This is a genomic window from Pseudomonas sp. FP603 (assembly GCF_030687415.1).
GTDB lineage: Bacteria > Pseudomonadota > Gammaproteobacteria > Pseudomonadales > Pseudomonadaceae > Aquipseudomonas > Aquipseudomonas wuhanensis.
Genome location: NZ_CP117431.1, coordinates 4965939 through 4983005 on the forward strand (window position 1 = coordinate 4965939; position 17067 = coordinate 4983005).

The window sequence follows — 17067 nt, forward strand, 5'->3', positions numbered from 1 at the left end:
CTATGGCGCTGGGGCGAAAATGTTGGTAATTTTCGCCCCGGTGATCACCAGGAGTTCTAATAATGAAAAAAGTAATACTCAAAACCACCCTTAGCCTCGCCGTTGCCTTGGCATCCACCCAGCTCTTCGCCAGTGGTTTTGCCCTCAACGAACAAAGCATCAGCGGGATGGGGACAGGTTTTGCCGGGCGATCTTCTTCTGCCGACGACGCATCCACTATTTTTGGTAACCCTGCCGGCATGTCTCGCCTCAAGCGCGAACAAGTGACCGGCGGTGTTGCATTTATCGACGCGCACGCTGACATCAGTGATGCCAGCTCCAGCCCGAATGGTGGAACCAACAAAGGTGACATGGTCCCTTTCATGGGCGTGCCCATGGGCTACTACGTAAAGCCAATCGATGATCACTGGGCATTCGGTGTTGGCGTATACGCACCGTTCGGCCTGGTGACCGACTACGAGAACGGCTTTGCCGGCCGTTATTTCGGCAGCAAAAGCGAAGTGAAAATCGTAACCCTGCAGCCAACCGTCAGCTACGCCTTCAACGACAAGGTGTCGATCGGTTTCGGTCCGACCATCAACCGCATTGACGGCACCCTGGAATCGAACCTGTCGCTGAACCCGCGCGCGCCGGACGGTACCGTCAAGATCAAGGGTGACGACACCGCACTGGGCTACAACATCGGGATTCTGGTTCAAGCCACCGACAGCACTCGCGTCGGCCTCACCTACCACTCGAAAGTGAAGTACAAGCTCGAAGGTGACACCAAGGTCAACTACAACCTCCTGGGGGCCCTCGGTCAGAACCCGAGCCAGAAGTACGACGCGTCGCTGGACATCACCACGCCTGAGTCGGTCGACTTCTCGGTTACTCACCAGTTGGACGACAAATGGACTCTCTACGCAGGCAGCACCTGGACTCGCTGGAGCCGCCTGAAAGAAATCTCCGTTGAGAACAGTGGCGTTCCTGCTGCCCTGAACAGTCGATTTGGCACCATCACTGAAGAACAGAACTGGCATGACACTTGGGCTCACGCCATCGGCGCTTCGTACCAGTTGAACAAACAATGGGTCCTGCGTACCGGTCTGTCTGTCGACCAGGCACCGACCAACAACGAAGACCGCTCCCCACGCATTCCGACTGGCGATCGCAAGATTTTCAGCCTTGGCGCTGGTTGGAGCCCGACCGACGACCTGACCATCGACGTAGCGTACTCGTACCTGCGCGAAGAGTCGGTCAAGGTCAACAACAGCAACGGTCGCCAGAACTACAGCGCCGAGTATGAAAACTATGCGAACGGTTTCGGTGTAGGCGCGACCTATCGTTTCTGATGATTCACGGCGAGTTTGACTGCTTCGCCGCCTGAATTGAAAAAGCCCCGCGCTCTTGTACAGAGGCGGGGCTTTTTAGTGCGCGTCGATCAGGGCTTCGAAGCCAGAGCTTTCTCCACCGCCTCGATGAACTCGGGATTGTCAGGTTTGGTCAGGCTGGAGAAATTGGCGATCACCTTGCCTTGGCGATCGACCACGTACTTGTAGAAATTCCACTTCGGCGAACTGCTTTGTTCAGCAAGGAACTTGAACAAATGCGTTGCATCATCGCCACGGACTTTCTGTGTTTCGGTCATGGTGAAGGTCACGCCGTAGTTCACGTAACAGACTTTGGCAGTCTCTGCGCCATCTTTGGACTCTTGCTTGAAGTCATTGGACGGAACACCGACCACCTCAAGTCCTTGATCCTTATAACGCTGATACAACGCCTCAAGGCCTTTGAACTGCGGAGCGAAGCCACAGAAGCTCGCGGTATTGACCACCACCAGCGGCTTGCCGGCGAAGCGCTGGCACAGATCGATGGATTCCTTGGCCCGCAGCTTGGGCAATGAGCCTTTGAACAATTCCGGGCATTCTGCCGCTTGGGCCAACCCGGTAAAAGCCATCAACAACGCGGGAACTGCAAGCCAGCGCATCAGCATGTCAGTGCATCCTTGAGCAATCGTCAGAAAACGAAATTACTCGCCTTCGTCGCTCGCTAGCAAGCCCCCATACCCAGCTGCATCAATGCCAGGCCACCCTGATGCCAGCCCCACCATGCTAGGGCCAGCAGCAACATGCCGACGGCGATAGCAGCCATCCGCGGCCAGAGACTGTTCATGCAGCACTCATCCGGGTTTGCAGACGCGCCACCGGCTGCTCGCGCACCGGCCAATTCAGGGCTGCGGCCACCAGACTCAAGAGAATCGCCACCTGCCAGATCAAGTCGTAACTCCCGGTTCGGTCATACACCACCCCACCCAACCAGCCACCGAGGAACGACCCGAGCTGGTGGAAGAGGAAAACTATCCCACCGAGCATGGACAAATTTCGTACACCGAACAAGGTCGCCACCGTGCCGTTGGTCAAGGGCACCGTCGACAACCAGAGAAACCCCATGGCCATCCCGAACAGATAAGCCGTGACCTGAGTAACCGGCGCCCAGAGGAACAGCACAATCACTACCGCCCGCAACAGATACAGGCCGGTGAGCAGGCGCGGCTTGGACATCCGCCCGCCGAGCCAGCCAGCTGTATAGGTGCCGAAGATATTGAACAGCCCGATCAGCGCCAGCACCGTGGTGCCGACGGAGGCTGGCAAGTGTTGGTCCACCAGATAGGCCGGCAAGTGCACGCCGATGAACACCACTTGAAAACCGCAGACAAAAAAGCCGAACGCCAACAGCCAGAATCCTGAATGGGAACAGGCTTCGCGTAGCGCTTCAGAGAGGGTTTGCTCGTGCCCGAGAACCGGCAGCGGTTTGTCCTTGAGTATGCTCACCAGCGGCACGATCAGCGCCACCACCAGGCCCAGCACCAGCAATGCCGCGGACCAGCCAAGCCAGCCGATCAGCCCCAGCGTGCCGGGCAACATGGCGAACTGACCGAAAGAACCGGCGGCGCTGGCGATCCCCATGCCCATGCTGCGTTTTTCCGGTGGCACGGCACGGCCCACCACGCCGAGGATCACCGAGAACGAGGTGCCGGACAGGCCGATACCAATCAACAGGCCGGCGCTCAAGGACAAGGTCACCGCCGAATCGGACAGCCCCATGAACACCAAACCCAACGCGTACAGAACACCACCGATCAACACCACTTTCGCGGCACCAAAGCGGTCGGCCAGTGCGCCGGTGAATGGCTGCGCCAAGCCCCAGATCAGGTTCTGCAAAGCAATGGCGAAGGCAAACACTTCGCGGCCCCAGCCGAACTCGGCGCTCATGGGCGCCAGAAACAACCCGAAGCCGTGTCGCACACCCAGGGACAACGCCAGAATCAGCGCACTGCCCAACAGCACCCAACCGCATGTACGCCACATTGATGTCATTCTTGTTCTCCGGTAGCGGGTATATACCCGCTTAAGATCGAAAAAACTGGCCTCAGGCCAGTTCATCCAGCAGTTTCAGCAAGATTTCGCGCTTCTCGGCACCCAGACGGTCGATCAACCGCTGCTGCGCCGCTTCCCAAGCCGGCAAGGCCGCTGCCAGACGTTCACGGCCCGTTTCGGTGAGCAGGACGATGCGATTGCGCATGTCCTCGCCCTCGACCAACGTCACCAGGCCTTCGCCCTCCAGCACCCGCAGATTGCGCCCGAGGGTGCTGCGATCCAGGCCCATGGCTTCGGCCAGCGACGAGATGCTCGGCTGATCCAGACGCTGCAGATTGCACAGCAGAGAATACTGGGCAACGTTAATCCCGAAGCCGTCGAGGGCGCCGTCATAATGCCTGCTGACGCCACGAGCGGCGCGACGCAGGTTAGTGCACAAACATTGAGAAGGAAGCATAGTGCGTGTATATACCCGCGGTTAAATGAAAGCAAATTTTTCGACACATATTACCCGTAGGAGCGAGGCTTGCCCGCGAAGGCGGCAGCATAGTCAACATTGATATCGACTGATACACCGCCTTCGCGGGCAAGCCTCGCTCCTACAACAGCATTGCAAGCCCCACCAGCACCGCCACCTCCAGCAATTCAAGCAACGCTCCTGCCGTATCGCCCGTTGTCCCGCCCAATCGCCGCACCATCACTTGCCGCAACCAGACAAACACCACCGCAGCCAATGCAAGCGCCCATAGACCGCTGAGGCCAGCCATCAGCACACAAGCCACCGCACTGATCGCCAACACCTGCTTCCCGGCCAAACGCGGCAGATGATCGGCCAGCGCCTGCCCCAATCCACCCGGACGTACGTAAGGCGTGGAGAGGAATAAGCTCAGCAACGCGCTACGGCTAATCAATGGAGCAATGATCAGGACCACGCTGTGCTGCTGCTCGATCAACGCCAGCAACGCGGCGAACTTGAGCAGCAACACCAATACCAGCGTCACCACGGCGATCGGCCCGCTGCGCGGATCTTTCATGATGGTCAGGGTGCGTTCACGATCGCCATAGCCACCGAGCCACGCATCGGCGCTATCGGCCAGACCATCCAGGTGCAACGCGCCGCTGAGCACGACCCAAATGCTCAGCAGCAGCGCGGCATGAAGCAATAATGGCGTACCCAGCAATAGCCAGTTCAGCCCCCACAGAATCGCGCCGAACAGCAAACCGACCAGTGGATAAAACAGCAATGACCTGCCCAATTCCTCGGGCGTCGGCATACCCGGCAGGCGAATCGGCAGGCTGCTCAGAAATTGCAGGGCGATCCAGAACGGCAACATGGTCAGATCGCTTCCCTTAACAACACACCGGACTCGACCGACAGCGAGAACAACGCGCCATGACCGACTTCAACGTTGAGCAACTGTTCACGCGGCAATCCGCGCGCTTGAGCCAGCAATAAACGCATGACGCCGCCATGGCTGATCAGCAAGATCCGCTCACCCGCATAGGCCGCGTGCAGCCGTTCGATGGCCGCCAACACTCGTGCAGAAAAGTCCGCCACCGGCTCACCTTCAGGCGGCGTGAACGAATAAGGATCGGCCCAGAACAAGCCCAACGCCTCGGCGCTGGTTTCCATCAGCGCCGCTGCGCTCTGCCCTTCCCAGGCGCCGAAGTGCAGCTCTTGCAGATCCTTATCCAGCTGCACCGGCAAACCCAATTGCCCCCCCAGCTCTTGCGCAAAACGCGCGCAACGCTGCAACGGTGAACTGACCAGTCGATTCCAGGGCCCTTGCTTGATCACCGCGTCGCGCATTTGCTCCCAGCCCTTGCCGGTCAGCGCATCGTCGAGGCTGCCGCGCAAACCGCCACCGAGTTCGGTCTCGCCATGGCGCAGCAGGTCCAGGCGCAAGATCATGCCGGGCGATCCGCCACTGCGGCTTCGGCGAACGTCGCCATCTGCCCGTGCAGGTCGCAGGCCAGACGCAACAATGGCACGGCCAATGCCGCACCACTGCCCTCGCCCAGTCGCAGACCGAGGTCCAGCAACGGTTCGGCGCTCAGGGTTTCGAGCACATGACGATGACCCGGCTCGGCGCCGCGATGACCGAACAGCAACCACTCACGGCAGGCCGGATTCAAACGCACCGCCACCAACGCGGCGACACTGCAAATAAACCCGTCAACCAACACCGCGACACCTTCCTGAGCACAGGCCAGGTACGCGCCGACCAGCGCAGCAATTTCGAAACCGCCGAGATTGAACAAGGTCTGCAGCGCATCGCCCCGCTGAGCGCTGTGCAACGCCAAGGCACGCTCGATGACCTGGGCTTTATGGCTGACACCCGCCGCGTTCAATCCGGTGCCCGGCCCGGCCAGATGCACCACCGGGCAATCGAGCAACGCACAGGCCAACGCGCTGGCTGCGGTAGTGTTGCCGATGCCCATTTCGCCACCGATGAACAGCTGCGCGCCCGCCGCGATGGCGCGTTGCACACTGTCGCGACCGGCCTGCAAAGCGAGTTCGCCCTGGGCCTGAGTCATCGCCGGCCCCTGGATGAAATTTGCCGTGCCCGGGCCGACATTCAGGTGACGCACACCCGGCAGATTCAATGACGGCATGACGGTGCCGAGATCGACCACTTCCAGGGACGCCCCCAACTGCCGGGCCAACACGCTGATCGCCGCGCCGCCGCTGACAAAGTTGAGCAGCATCTGCCCGGTGACTTCCTGCGGAAACGCCGACACACCTTCGGCGACCACACCATGGTCACCGGCAAAAATCGCAATCCACAGCTGATCGAGCGTCGGCTTGACCTGCCCCTGCAGCCCGGCCAGTCGCACCGCCACCGATTCGAGCTGGCCGAGAGAGCCAGCAGGCTTGGTCAGTTGCTGTTGACGCGCCTTCGCCTGTTCGACCGCTTGCGCGTCGATTGGCTTGCACGGGCTCAGCCACCAGGAGTGAGTCATAACGCAGTTCCTTTCAAAGTCAGGGGCAGGCCGGCGACGGTCAAGACGACTCGCTGACAGCGCTCGGCCAAGGCTTGATGCAGCCAACCGGCTTCATCAACATAGCGGCGAGTCAATTCACCCAGCGGTACGACACCCATCCCGGTCTCGTTGCTGACAAAAATGATTTCACCCGGCAACGATGCCAGGCAGTCCAGCAGGGCTTCGCGCTCGGCCGACACGCGCTCTGCATCGTCGAGCATCAGCAGATTGGTCAGCCACAGCGTCAGACAATCCACCAGCAAGCAATGATCGGCACTGGCGTTTTCGCGCAGTACGCGGGCCAGCTCCAGCGGTTCTTCGATCAATGCCCATTCGGCCGGACGCCGGGCGCGGTGATGGGCCACCCGTTCGTTCATTTCACCGTCCAGGGGTTGGCTGGTGGCGATGTAGGTCACTGTCAGGCCACTGTCGGACGCGAGTTTCTCGGCCAGGCGACTTTTGCCGGATCGGGCGCCGCCGAGGATCAGTTGCAGCATGGTTCATTCCTTAAAATCTTTGGTGACGCGACAGACCTCATCGCGGGCAAGCCCGCTCCCACAAGGATCGAGGTTGTTTACAGATTTTTGGTCCACACACAGAACCTGTGGGAGCGGGCTTGCCCGCAATTGGGCCTGTGCAGCCACCTCAAATCCCACAGAGCTCTCGCAACAGCGAGGTATCCAGATGCTTCTCCACCAGATCCGCCAACCGTTCGATATCGCGCTCGCGCAAAGCGTGGTAATCGACTTCCTGCACATCCTGCAACCCGGCCCAGCGCAACAGCGCACTGCACGCTGCCGGTGACTCGAACAAACCATGCAGATACGTACCGAAAATCTGCCCATCGATACTTTGCGCACCATCGCAGCGACCATCGTCCAGCTGCACCGCTGGGTTTTCCAGCGCCGGCCCGGTAGTCACGCCGGCATGAATTTCATAGCCGCTGACCTCCGCATCTTCCAGCACCAGACGCCCACGCACATTGCGCAACTGCTTCTCTTCTTCGAGCTGCGTTTCGAACGCCAGCAGGCCCAAACCGGCACTGGAACCCGGCGCGCCTTCGAGGCCCAGCGGATCGTGCACCTGCTCGCCGAGCATTTGCAGACCGCCGCAGATTCCCAGTATTTTTCCGCCGTAGCGCAAGTGCCTCGAGATAGCCGCATCCCAGCCGTTGGCCCGCAGATACGCGAGGTCGCTGCGCACGCTTTTCGAGCCGGGAAGAATGATCAGGTCGGCCGGCGGAATAACCTGACCGGGGCCGATGAATTGCAGGTCCACTTGCGGATGCAGGCGCAGCGGATCGAAATCGGTGTGGTTGCTGATGCGCGGCAACACCGGCACCACCACGTTGAGCACTTGATCGGCCTTGTCGGTCTGACGCTGATCGAGGCCGTCCTCAGCCTCAAGGTGCAGGTCCATCACGTACGGCAAGACGCCGATCACCGGTTTGCCGGTGCGCGCCTCCAGCCAATCGAGGCCAGGTTGCAGCAAGGCGATGTCGCCGCGAAAACGGTTGATGATGAAGCCTTTGACTCGCGCCTGTTCGCTGGGCGACAGCAGCTCCAGCGTACCGACCAAATGCGCGAAAACACCACCGCGATTGATGTCGGCGATCAATACCACCGGGCAGTCCACCGCCTCGGCAAAACCCATGTTGGCGATGTCGCCGGCGCGAAGGTTGATCTCTGCCGGCGAACCCGCTCCTTCGACCATCACCACCGGATACGCTGCGCTCAAACGCTCATGAGAGGCCAACACCGCTTGCATGGCGATGGCTTTGTAGTCGTGATAGGCGACAGCGTTCATCGTCGTGACCGCGCGACCATGAATGATCACTTGGGCGCCAGTATCGCTATTGGGTTTGAGCAGCACCGGGTTCATGTCGGTGTGCGGTTCGAGGTTGGCGGCTTGGGCCTGCACCGCTTGAGCACGGCCGATCTCACCACCGTCGGCGGTTACCGCGCTATTGAGGGCCATGTTCTGCGGCTTGAACGGCACGACACTCACGCCCTGGCGCGTCACCCAGCGACACAGCGCCGTCACCAGCGTGCTTTTACCGGCGTCCGATGTGGTGCCTTGCACCATCAACGTAGTCATTGCGCTTCCTTAACGTAAGCTTCAAGCGCTTGCTCGAGACGCAGCCAATCCGCTTCATCGGCGGGCAAGCCAAACCGCACGCTGCTGTTGTGGGTGAACAACCGCAGCAGAATGCCGCGCCGGGCCATGAATTCATGCAGCGCTTCGGCACGCTCGGTGATCAGCCATTGGAACAACGCACAGCCGCCCTGAGGTTTGAAACCGTACTGTTCAAGCAGCAACGCCAGACGCTCGCCGGCCTCGTCAGTGCGAATGCGCTGTCGAGTGTGCCCGTCCGTATCCGTCAGGCACGCCTGACCCAGCACTCGGGTCGGACCGCTGACCGCCCAAGGCCCGACCTGTTCGGCCAGCAGCTTGAGCAACTTGCGCTCGGCCAGCACAAACCCCAGCCGCACCCCGGCCAGGCCGAAAAACTTGCCGAAGGAGCGCAGCACGATCAAGCCGATCTGATGGGCGAACGGCGCCAGACTCAAATGCGGGGTGTTGTCCATGAACGCCTCGTCCACCACCAACCAGCCACCGCGCTGGGCCAGCCGCGCATGCCAATCCAGCAGACGAGCCGGGGTCAGGCTCAGCCCCGTGGGATTGTTGGGATTGACCACCACCAGCACGTCGAAGCTGTCGAGAAAGAAATCGACTTCCGACTCCAGCACTTCACGCACGATGTAACCGTTGCGACGCCAGGCTTCGGCGTGTTCGGCGTAACACGGCGACAGCACGCCGACCTTGCCGGCCCGGCGCAAACGCGGCAGTAACTGGATCGCCATTTGCGAACCGGCCACCGGCAACACTTGGGCCGCACCGTAATAGTCGCAGGCGGCCTGCTCAAGTCCGTCATCGGTTTCCGGCAGCCGTGCCCAGGCCCGCAGCGGGATGTCCGGCACCGGGAATGGCCAGGGCGCAAGGCCACTGGACAGGTCGAGCCAATCGGCTTCGGCAATGCCGTATTCAAGCGCCGCCTTGCGCAAGCGGCCACCGTGCTCAAGCATAGAATTCAGCCCCCACGCAGAGAATCAGCAGCCATAACCATACCCCGCGCTGGACCAATTGCCAGCCACGGTCGATGGAATCGGCATCCGCCGGTACGCCTTCGCCCAACTGGGGACGCTGATGCAGTTCACCGTGATAGATCGCCGCCCCGCCCAACTCGACCCCCAGCGCACCGGCACCAGCCGCCATCACCGGCCCGGCATTCGGGCTGTCCCAGGTCGGGCCCTGGGTACGCCAGCACTTCAGCGCCAGTCGGGTTTTGCCCAGCAGCGCGTAAGTCAACGCCACCAGGCGTGCAGGAATGTAATTGAGAACATCGTCGATCTTCGCCGCGGCCCAACCGAAACGTTCGAAGCGATCGTTGCGATAACCCCACATCGCATCGAGGGTGTTGCTCAGGCGATAGAGCACCACGCCGGGCGCACCCGCCACGGCAAACCAGAACAGCGCGGCGAACACCGCATCGCTGCCGTTCTCCAGCACCGATTCGGTGGCGGCGCGGGCGACTTCGGTTTCATCCAGTTCGCTGGTCTGACGGCTGACCAGATAGCCGACACGTTTGCGCGCCTCGATCAAGTCATCGCTGCGCAGGGCCTTGGCCACCGGCTCGACGTGTTCACCAAGGCTGCGCATGCCGAGGGCACAATAGAGCACGAGAATCTCGACGATCCAACCGACATAAGGCGCCCAGGAAAATGCGGTGGCCAACAAGGTCAGCGGCACGACAGCCATCACCCAGGCCGTCACGCCATGACTGCGCCAGCCACGGCCACCGGAATTGAAACGTTGCTCGATGCGATCGGCAAAACGACCGAACGCCACCAGCGGATGCCAGCGTTTGGGTTCACCCAGCAGCGCATCCAGCGCGACCGCGGCGACACTCAACAACGCCACACTCATTGACTCACTCCCCAATAATTTTCATACAGCAACTCGCTGAGTGGACGCGCCTGCGCCCAACCTTCGAGTACCAGCATCGGCGCCGGATAGAATTCCTTGACCGGTCCCAGGCAAAGAACGGCCATAGGCTTGGCTCCGGTCGGTAAACCCAGCAAGTCCGCGAGCGCTTGCGGCTCGAACAATGACACCCAGCCCATGCCCAGGCCTTCGGCGCGGGACGCGAGCCAAAGATTCTGGATGGCGCAGGACAGCGAGGCCATGTCCATTTCCGGCAATGTACGACGGCCGAAGATATGCCGCTCACGATCGTCCATCAGCGCGGCGACCAGCACCTCGGCGCAGTCGTTGATGCCTTCGACCTTGAGCTTCATGAATTCGTCGGAGCGCTCGCCGAGGGCTTCAGCGGTGCGGACGCGTTCGTCTTCCACCAACTGCTGAATCTTGCCGCGCAGTGCCCGGTCGCTGATGCGGATGAATCGCCAGGGCTGCATCAGGCCAACACTCGGGGCCTGATGCGCGGCTTCGAGCAGACGGCGCAGTAACTCGGGCTCGACGGTGCCGCCGCTGAAGTGGCGCATGTCGCGGCGTTCGCCGATGGCTCGGTAGACCGCAGCGCGTTCGGCTTCGGAAAAGGCGTTGTCCGTCATGGCCTCTTCGCGGGCAAGCCCGCTCCTACAGGGTTTAGGTGATCCAATGTAGGAGCGGGCTTGCCCGCGAAGGCGGCCTCACGGCCAGGCGCAAACAACGCGGCAATCGCCGATGGATTGGACGGAAAATAAAAGTGCACATAAGAAGCCGTCATCCGCCCCTCACGATAAACCGCCTCCGCCCCTCGCCCGCCATTGGGGCTCACGCCACGCGCAATCGGCTCAAGCTCGGTGCTGGTCAACGAGTGGTGATACGTGTGCCCACGCAGCAAACCTTCCGGCAACTCCACCGCCTGCAAGGCCAACGCGGCGAGACGCTTCTGCATCACCGCATCACCGGCCAGCAAGCCAACCAGTTCAGCGCGCGTGCCCTCGACATCGGTCAAGGAATCCAGCAGATACAGCATGCCGCCACACTCGGCCAGCAACGGTTTGCCCGCCGCGTGGTGAGCGCGGATCGCGTTCAGCATCGGTGTGTTTTGCGACAACGCCACATGGTGCAATTCGGGGTAGCCGCCCGGTAGATAAAGGCTGTCTGCCTCCGGCAACCCGGTGTCGCGGATCGGCGAGAAGAAAGACAATTGCGCGCCCATGGCCCGCAGCAGATCCAGGCTCGCGCCGTAGGTAAACGCGAAAGCTTCGTCCCGGGCCACGGCAATCCGCACACCGGCCAGCAACGGTTCGGCGGCGATTATTTCAGGCGCGGTGAATTCCACGGCCGGCGGTAAAGCCACATCGCAACTGCTGGCCAGTGACTCGGCCGCCGCATCGAGACGCAGGTCGAGATCATTCAATTCACTGGCCTGAACCAGACCGAGATGCCGACTTGGCAATTCAATGCCGGTCTCCCGGGACAATGCGCCGTACCAGCGCAAGCCTTCCGTCAGGCTGCCTTCGAGCAACTGCGCATGACGCAAGGTGCCGACCCGGTTGGCCAACACACCGGCAAACGGCAAGTCCGGCTGATAGCGTGCAAGGCCCAGGGCCAGCGCGCCAAACGTCTGCGCCATGGCGGTGCCGTCGATCACGCCGAGCACCGGCACACCGAAGTGCCGCGCCAGGTCGGCGCTGGACGGCGTACCGTCGAACAGCCCCATGACGCCTTCGATGAGGATCAGATCGGCTTCGCCAGCGGCCTCCCACAAAAGCCGTCGACTTTCTTGTTCGCCGACCATCCACATGTCGAGTTGATAGACCGGTGCACCGCTGGCGCGCTCGAGAATCATCGGGTCGAGAAAGTCCGGGCCGCATTTGAACACGCGAACCTTGCGCCCCTGATTGCGATGCAAACGGGCGAGCGCGGCGGTGACGGTGGTCTTGCCCTGACCGGAGGCCGGCGCGGCAATCAGTACCGCCGGGCAATGCCGGGGTTGATTCACAGCTCGACGCCTTTTTGCGCTTTGATTCCGGCCTGGAAGGCGTGCTTGATCATGCCCATTTCAGTGACGGTGTCGGCCAGCTCGATCATCTCTGGTTTGGCGCCACGACCGGTGACCACCACGTGCTGCATCGGTGGACGGGCCTGCAAGTCGCTGAGCACCTGATCGAGATCGAGATAGCCGTGCTTGAGGGCGATGTTCAACTCGTCGAGCACCACGAGGCCAATGGCCGGATCACGCAGCAATTCGCGGGACACCGCCCACGCGGCTTCGGCGGCGGCAATGTCACGCTGGCGGTCCTGGGTTTCCCAGGTGAAGCCCTCGCCCATCACATGAAAACGCACCTGCTCAGGAAAGCGCCGGAAGAACAGCTCCTCGCCGGTGCTGCTGCGCCCCTTGATGAACTGCACCACGCCGCACTGCATGCCGTGGCCCATGGCCCGGGAAAGCATGCCAAACGCCGAACTGCTCTTGCCTTTGCCGTTGCCAGAGAGCACCAGCAGCAAACCGCATTCATTCGGGGAGTTGGCGATGCGTTCGTCGATCACCGCTTTTTTGCGCAGCATGCGCGCCAGATGGCGTTCGTCACGATCGGGGGTATCAGTCATGGGGGAGCTCTCCGTTGAGGCTGGATAACGGCGGGCAGGCACAAGAATAGACGGCAAGAAGCCTGGCATCGCCCACCGTGATGCCGTTGGATGAATCAGGCCGGTCTCCGGGCTCATGAGCGGCTTGTGCCTGACTGCGCGCCTTCCCATGTCGACAGTCGACACAGTGGCTCAAGACGCAGCTTTTACTCATTTACCGTTGCGGGGGCAGCGCCGGGATCATGACTCTTCATCGCTTGAAGATAGTCACTCACCGGCTTCCCTGTTTCACTCTGTCGGCCACCGCCACAGAGCACCTGAAACAAGCCGCGAAGGTTAGAGGGTTGGGGGTGGAGCGTCAATTAAAGCCGGGACGCCGCTGAGCGAATAACTGCCATCGATCAATTAACTGACGCCAATCTTGTGCCACACTGTCAGCAGTGATATCAAAGAGCCACAACCTCACAACACAATAACAAGGGTGAGCCACATGCAAGGCATGATCATCAGCAATCCGAAGCTGGAATTCCTGCGACCGGTGCTGGAACGCTGGTTTGACTGTATCGACCGCTATAACGCTGTTCGCGGCGATAACGACACACCTTATTGGTACGACGAAAAAGCCAACCTCAGCCTGCTTTCCGCCGCGGCCTGGATGGCGGAAATGGTCACCTTGCAACAAACGTCGACGCGCAAGCAGAACGAAGAAGGCGAACGCAACGCCCGCGCCGATCTGTTTATCGCCAGCAGCGAAGAACGCGCGTATCTCCAGGCCACCCAGCGCTGGCCGCGGGTCAATAGCTTGAACCTGACTCAGGCATTGGCGGACATCACCAGTGACGCGAAGCGAATCAGCTACGCAAGCGATCTGAAACTCGGCTGCCTGTTCGTAGCGCCGCAAAAAGCTCAGCAGAGCGCTACCCCGGAAGAACTTCAGGACATGGTCGACGACCTGCAAAAGGAACACAGCTGCGCCGTGGCCTGGTATTTCCCATACGCCTACCGCAAGTTGCGCAATGAAGCCGGCAACTACCATCCAGGCATCGCTGTTCTGCTCAAGGAAGCCCGCGGCTGACCGGTTGAACCATCGAGCGTCTACGCTTCTCTATGATTACGTCAATGCATTCATAGGGAAGATCAGTAATGCGCAAACCCCAGCTCGTTTTCATCATCGCGCTCGCCGGAGGGCTCGCCGCCTGTGGTGAAACCTCCAGCCTGCAAGTCTCGGATGGCACAGGCCCCTCGCCCAAACTGCCAGAACCCAATAAAACCCTGATCCCGACGGTTAACATCGCCCCGGCGATCGGCTGGCCTGAGGGCAAGAAACCTGTCGCCGCGCCAGGAACTCAAGTGGCGGCATTTGCCGAAGGCCTCGAACACCCGCGCTGGCTCTATGTATTGCCCAACGGCGATGTGCTGGTGGCCGAAACCAATGCACCGGCCAAATCCGATGGCGGTATTCGTGGCTGGATCATGGGCAAAGTCATGGGCCGCGCCGGTGCCGGCGTCCCCAGCCCGAACCGCATCACCCTGCTGCGGGACAAGGACCACGACGGCGTCGCCGAAACCCGCACAGTATTTCTGGAAAATCTCAACTCCCCCTTCGGCATGACCCTGGTCGGCAAGGACCTGTACGTTGCCGATACTGACCGCTTGCTGCGCTTCCACTACGAAGACGGCGAGACAGCGATCAAGTCGCAGCCAATCAAAGTGGTCGATCTACCGGGCGGTACGCTGAATCACCACTGGACCAAGAACGTCATCGCCAGCAGGGATGGCAGCAAGCTGTACGTCACCGTGGGCTCGAACAGCAACGTCGGTGAAAACGGCATGGATCAGGAGGAAGGCCGCGCGGCGATCTGGGAAGTCGATCGCGCCACCGGCAGCCATCGGATCTTCGCCTCGGGGATTCGCAATCCAAACGGTCTGGCCTGGGAGCCTCAGAGCGGTGCACTGTGGACCGCCGTCAACGAGCGGGACGAAATCGGCAGCGACCTGGTGCCGGACTACATCACATCTGTGAAGGACGGCGGGTTCTACGGCTGGCCCTACAGCTATTACGGCCAGCACGTCGACATTCGCGTCGAACCGCAAAACCCTGATCTGGTGGCCAAGGCGATTGCACCGGACTACGCGGTGGGGCCACATACCGCATCACTGGGCCTGACATTCGCCGAAGGCAGCAAGTTGCCCGCGCCATTCACCCAAGGTGCATTCATCGGCCAGCATGGTTCGTGGAACCGCAAGCCACACAGTGGCTACAAAGTGATTTTCGTGCCGTTCAGCGCCGGCAAACCGGCCGGACAACCGGTGGATGTGCTCACTGGCTTCCTCAACGACGAGGAAAAAGCCATGGGCCGGCCGGTGGGCGTGGTGATCGATCAGCAGGGCAGCTTGCTAGTGGCGGATGATGTGGGGAACAAGGTGTGGCGCGTGTCGGCTGCTCCGTAACCACAACACACATCCCCTGTGGGAGCGGGCTCGCCCGCGATAGCGGCAGCCCAGACTACATCGATGTTGAATGTGCTGACGTCATCGCGGGCAAGCCCGCTCCCACAGGAGATCAGCGTTTACGAGCGCTCATGACAATTCAGGCTACGGATTATGTGCCAAATGCTCAGGTTGCAAGACGCGCTTGGCGCTCAGATAGGCTTTCTGCCAGTAAGCTTTGGACAAGCTATCCAGCTTGACCGTGCCGCCCGTGGCTGGCGCGTGGACGAAGCGGCCTTCGCCGACGTAGATCCCGGCGTGGCTGACCTGGGAGCCGCCATTGGTGGCGAAGAAAATCAGGTCACCGGTTTGCAGGCCTTCCTTGCCGACATTGGGGGCTTGCATGCCGATCATTTCGCGCGTGGAACGCGGCAAGGAAATGCCTGTGACATCGCGATACACATAACCGATCAGCCCGCTGCAATCGAACCCGGAATCCGGCGTGTTGCCGCCCCAGCGGTAAGGCGTTCCCACCAGACCCAGCGCGCGAAACAGCACGTCTTCTGCCGCAGGAGAAAAGGCTTGGGAAGGACCGAAAACAATCGGTGCGCGGACCACCGGCGCAGGTGGCGGTGGGCGGCTGGCGCAGGCGCTGAGCAGCGCTGCGAAGAACATGAGCGTGAGGCGGGCCGACATCGTCATAAGCAGAACATCCTGATCTGGCTGCGGCTTTTTTCTGCCGTAAAGACAGAAAAGAAAACCGCCTGCGCAGGACGCAGGCGGTTTGCCATCAATAATAGATCAGGATTCTAGCGGCTACGCGGCAAACTTCAAGTAAGACTTTAAGTTCGCCTTATAAACTGTCCGCTTACTTGCGTGCAGTGACGATAGGGGCTGCAGCCGGAGCCATTGCGAGTGCACGCTTGGCTTCGATGAAGGTCTTGCTCCAGTAGCTGTCGCCCAGGCTATCGATCCGGACACCACCGCTTTTGCGGCTGCTGGAGTGGATGAACTGGTTGTCACCCAAGTAGATCCCGGCGTGGCTGACACGACCGCGACGACCATTGGTGGCGAAGAACAGCAGGTCACCCGGCTTGAGGGCGCTGCGAGCAACCAGAGGAGCGTCAACGTTGATCATTTCGCGGGTAGAGCGCGGCAGGTTCATGCCGGCTTCTTCACGGAACAGATAACCGATGAAGCCACTGCAGTCGAAGCCGGCTTCGGAGGTACCACCGAAACGGTAACGGGTACCGATCAGGGACATGCCACGTTCGAGGATGCTGTCGGCCAGAACCGGAAGCTGGTACGACTTGCCATCGGCGAAGTCTGCCAGTTCTTTATCGGTGACCACCTCTTCCTGGAAAAGAACGGAAGAAGACTGCGCGGTAACTGAATTTGAAACCTGCTGTTTTGGCTCTTGCTGGGACACTGGAGAGTGGGCAGCGCAACCGAACAACAGGGTGACGAGTGCGAGAGGCACGAGGGGTGCGAAGCGATTTAGCATGGGCACGACCGTGGCTGATAGTTTCTAAAGAAGCCGAGACTATGCCCGCTATCAACCTCATTTGCAAATTCAATCGATCTTTATGTGACTTATCGGTTTCTCGTTTCCATCTAAGCGCTTAAGCCCGTTTTAGACGTTAGCGCAGCCTGCAACCGTGCAGGAAAGCGGATTTTCTGGCGCCTTTAATATGCC

General features: G+C 60.7%; 19 protein-coding genes and 1 riboswitch. Of the genes, 3 read left to right on the forward strand and 16 right to left on the reverse strand.

Translation table 11 applies throughout. From position 1 onward, the window contains the following. Nucleotides 1-62 precede the first annotated feature (62 nt). On the forward strand, nucleotides 63-1331 hold the full coding sequence (locus PSH65_RS22890; RefSeq protein WP_305422519.1) for an OmpP1/FadL family transporter: 1269 nt from the start codon (nucleotides 63-65) through the stop codon (nucleotides 1329-1331). A gap of 89 nt (nucleotides 1332-1420) precedes the next feature. Here the strand turns inward: PSH65_RS22890 and PSH65_RS22895 are convergent, their stop codons facing one another. The 14 genes from PSH65_RS22895 to cobO form a co-directional block, all read right to left on the reverse strand. Then, complete coding sequence (locus tag PSH65_RS22895) at nucleotides 1421-1972, reverse strand: glutathione peroxidase (RefSeq protein ID WP_305422521.1); 552 nt, start codon at nucleotides 1970-1972, stop codon at nucleotides 1421-1423. 56 nt (nucleotides 1973-2028) lie between these two features. Continuing rightward, a complete protein-coding gene (locus tag PSH65_RS22900; protein WP_305422522.1) occupies nucleotides 2029-2151 on the reverse strand; it encodes a hypothetical protein in 123 nt (40 codons plus the stop codon). Beyond that, nucleotides 2148-3356, reverse strand: a complete 1209-nt coding sequence (locus PSH65_RS22905) for an MFS transporter (protein WP_305422524.1) — start codon at nucleotides 3354-3356, stop codon at nucleotides 2148-2150. The genes PSH65_RS22900 and PSH65_RS22905 overlap by 4 nt, the downstream gene beginning before the upstream one ends. Nucleotides 3357-3408: 52 nt before the next feature. Further along, nucleotides 3409-3813 carry a MarR family winged helix-turn-helix transcriptional regulator gene (locus PSH65_RS22910; RefSeq protein WP_095051845.1) on the reverse strand — a complete coding sequence of 135 codons (405 nt, stop codon included), beginning with the start codon at nucleotides 3811-3813 and terminating at the stop codon, nucleotides 3409-3411. A gap of 142 nt (nucleotides 3814-3955) precedes the next feature. Next, the gene (locus tag PSH65_RS22915) at nucleotides 3956-4690 is read right to left on the reverse strand and encodes an adenosylcobinamide-GDP ribazoletransferase (protein ID WP_305422528.1); all 735 of its coding nucleotides are present in this window, start codon (nucleotides 4688-4690) and stop codon (nucleotides 3956-3958) included. Between the two features lie 2 nt (nucleotides 4691-4692). After that, nucleotides 4693-5268: an alpha-ribazole phosphatase family protein gene (gene cobC, locus PSH65_RS22920; RefSeq protein ID WP_305422530.1), complete on the reverse strand. Its 576-nt coding sequence runs from the start codon at nucleotides 5266-5268 to the stop codon at nucleotides 4693-4695. Then, a complete protein-coding gene (gene cobT, locus PSH65_RS22925) occupies nucleotides 5265-6320 on the reverse strand; it encodes a nicotinate-nucleotide--dimethylbenzimidazole phosphoribosyltransferase (RefSeq protein ID WP_305422532.1) in 1056 nt (351 codons plus the stop codon). The genes cobC and cobT overlap by 4 nt, the downstream gene beginning before the upstream one ends. Next, nucleotides 6317-6838 carry a bifunctional adenosylcobinamide kinase/adenosylcobinamide-phosphate guanylyltransferase gene (gene cobU / locus PSH65_RS22930; protein ID WP_305422533.1) on the reverse strand — a complete coding sequence of 174 codons (522 nt, stop codon included), beginning with the start codon at nucleotides 6836-6838 and terminating at the stop codon, nucleotides 6317-6319. The genes cobT and cobU overlap by 4 nt, the downstream gene beginning before the upstream one ends. A gap of 148 nt (nucleotides 6839-6986) precedes the next feature. Further along, nucleotides 6987-8438 carry a cobyric acid synthase gene (locus PSH65_RS22935; RefSeq protein WP_305422535.1) on the reverse strand — a complete coding sequence of 484 codons (1452 nt, stop codon included), beginning with the start codon at nucleotides 8436-8438 and terminating at the stop codon, nucleotides 6987-6989. Continuing rightward, nucleotides 8435-9427, reverse strand: a complete 993-nt coding sequence (gene cobD / locus PSH65_RS22940; RefSeq protein WP_305422537.1) for a threonine-phosphate decarboxylase CobD — start codon at nucleotides 9425-9427, stop codon at nucleotides 8435-8437. The genes PSH65_RS22935 and cobD overlap by 4 nt, the downstream gene beginning before the upstream one ends. Then, nucleotides 9420-10328: an adenosylcobinamide-phosphate synthase CbiB gene (gene cbiB / locus PSH65_RS22945; protein WP_305422538.1), complete on the reverse strand. Its 909-nt coding sequence runs from the start codon at nucleotides 10326-10328 to the stop codon at nucleotides 9420-9422. Before cbiB ends, cobD begins: the two co-directional genes overlap by 8 nt. Then, a complete protein-coding gene (bluB, locus tag PSH65_RS22950) occupies nucleotides 10325-10975 on the reverse strand; it encodes a 5,6-dimethylbenzimidazole synthase (RefSeq protein WP_305422539.1) in 651 nt (216 codons plus the stop codon). The genes cbiB and bluB overlap by 4 nt, the downstream gene beginning before the upstream one ends. Further along, nucleotides 10972-12354: a cobyrinate a,c-diamide synthase gene (locus PSH65_RS22955; RefSeq protein WP_305422540.1), complete on the reverse strand. Its 1383-nt coding sequence runs from the start codon at nucleotides 12352-12354 to the stop codon at nucleotides 10972-10974. Before PSH65_RS22955 ends, bluB begins: the two co-directional genes overlap by 4 nt. Continuing rightward, nucleotides 12351-12962 carry a cob(I)yrinic acid a,c-diamide adenosyltransferase gene (gene cobO, locus PSH65_RS22960; RefSeq protein ID WP_305422542.1) on the reverse strand — a complete coding sequence of 204 codons (612 nt, stop codon included), beginning with the start codon at nucleotides 12960-12962 and terminating at the stop codon, nucleotides 12351-12353. Before cobO ends, PSH65_RS22955 begins: the two co-directional genes overlap by 4 nt. Before the next feature lie 80 nt (nucleotides 12963-13042). Then, a riboswitch (cobalamin riboswitch) is annotated at nucleotides 13043-13277 on the reverse strand. A 154-nt stretch (nucleotides 13278-13431) separates the two neighbouring features. Here cobO and PSH65_RS22965 point away from each other — a divergent pair. Continuing rightward, a complete protein-coding gene (locus tag PSH65_RS22965) occupies nucleotides 13432-14016 on the forward strand; it encodes a hypothetical protein (protein ID WP_305422544.1) in 585 nt (194 codons plus the stop codon). Nucleotides 14017-14084: 68 nt separating this feature from the next. Further along, entirely contained in the window at nucleotides 14085-15392 is a 1308-nt protein-coding gene (locus PSH65_RS22970; protein WP_305422546.1) for a sorbosone dehydrogenase family protein, read from the forward strand. A gap of 144 nt (nucleotides 15393-15536) precedes the next feature. On the opposite strand, the gene PSH65_RS22975 is transcribed toward PSH65_RS22970, so the two are convergent. Then, nucleotides 15537-16073, reverse strand: a complete 537-nt coding sequence (locus PSH65_RS22975; protein WP_305422548.1) for a C40 family peptidase — start codon at nucleotides 16071-16073, stop codon at nucleotides 15537-15539. Between the two features lie 166 nt (nucleotides 16074-16239). Next, entirely contained in the window at nucleotides 16240-16875 is a 636-nt protein-coding gene (locus PSH65_RS22980; RefSeq protein WP_305422549.1) for a C40 family peptidase, read from the reverse strand. Between the last annotated feature and the right edge of the window lie 192 nt (nucleotides 16876-17067).

Excerpts from the sequence above, each read along its gene's own strand:
- PSH65_RS22890 (WP_305422519.1), top strand. The coding sequence starts at position 63 with ATGAAAAAAGTAATACTCAAAACCACCCTTAGCCTCGCCGTTGCCTTG.
- PSH65_RS22895 (WP_305422521.1), bottom strand. The coding sequence starts at position 1,972 with ATGCTGATGCGCTGGCTTGCAGTTCCCGCGTTGTTGATGGCTTTTACC.
- PSH65_RS22900 (WP_305422522.1), bottom strand. The coding sequence starts at position 2,151 with ATGAACAGTCTCTGGCCGCGGATGGCTGCTATCGCCGTCGGCATGTTG.
- PSH65_RS22905 (WP_305422524.1), bottom strand. The coding sequence starts at position 3,356 with ATGACATCAATGTGGCGTACATGCGGTTGGGTGCTGTTGGGCAGTGCG.
- PSH65_RS22910 (WP_095051845.1), bottom strand. The coding sequence starts at position 3,813 with ATGCTTCCTTCTCAATGTTTGTGCACTAACCTGCGTCGCGCCGCTCGT.
- PSH65_RS22915 (WP_305422528.1), bottom strand. The coding sequence starts at position 4,690 with ATGTTGCCGTTCTGGATCGCCCTGCAATTTCTGAGCAGCCTGCCGATT.
- cobC (WP_305422530.1), bottom strand. The coding sequence starts at position 5,268 with ATGATCTTGCGCCTGGACCTGCTGCGCCATGGCGAGACCGAACTCGGT.
- cobT (WP_305422532.1), bottom strand. The coding sequence starts at position 6,320 with ATGACTCACTCCTGGTGGCTGAGCCCGTGCAAGCCAATCGACGCGCAA.
- cobU (WP_305422533.1), bottom strand. The coding sequence starts at position 6,838 with ATGCTGCAACTGATCCTCGGCGGCGCCCGATCCGGCAAAAGTCGCCTG.
- PSH65_RS22935 (WP_305422535.1), bottom strand. The coding sequence starts at position 8,438 with ATGACTACGTTGATGGTGCAAGGCACCACATCGGACGCCGGTAAAAGC.
- cobD (WP_305422537.1), bottom strand. The coding sequence starts at position 9,427 with ATGCTTGAGCACGGTGGCCGCTTGCGCAAGGCGGCGCTTGAATACGGC.
- cbiB (WP_305422538.1), bottom strand. The coding sequence starts at position 10,328 with ATGAGTGTGGCGTTGTTGAGTGTCGCCGCGGTCGCGCTGGATGCGCTG.
- bluB (WP_305422539.1), bottom strand. The coding sequence starts at position 10,975 with ATGACGGACAACGCCTTTTCCGAAGCCGAACGCGCTGCGGTCTACCGA.
- cobO (WP_305422542.1), bottom strand. The coding sequence starts at position 12,962 with ATGACTGATACCCCCGATCGTGACGAACGCCATCTGGCGCGCATGCTG.
- PSH65_RS22965 (WP_305422544.1), top strand. The coding sequence starts at position 13,432 with ATGCAAGGCATGATCATCAGCAATCCGAAGCTGGAATTCCTGCGACCG.
- PSH65_RS22970 (WP_305422546.1), top strand. The coding sequence starts at position 14,085 with ATGCGCAAACCCCAGCTCGTTTTCATCATCGCGCTCGCCGGAGGGCTC.
- PSH65_RS22975 (WP_305422548.1), bottom strand. The coding sequence starts at position 16,073 with ATGACGATGTCGGCCCGCCTCACGCTCATGTTCTTCGCAGCGCTGCTC.
- PSH65_RS22980 (WP_305422549.1), bottom strand. The coding sequence starts at position 16,875 with ATGCTAAATCGCTTCGCACCCCTCGTGCCTCTCGCACTCGTCACCCTG.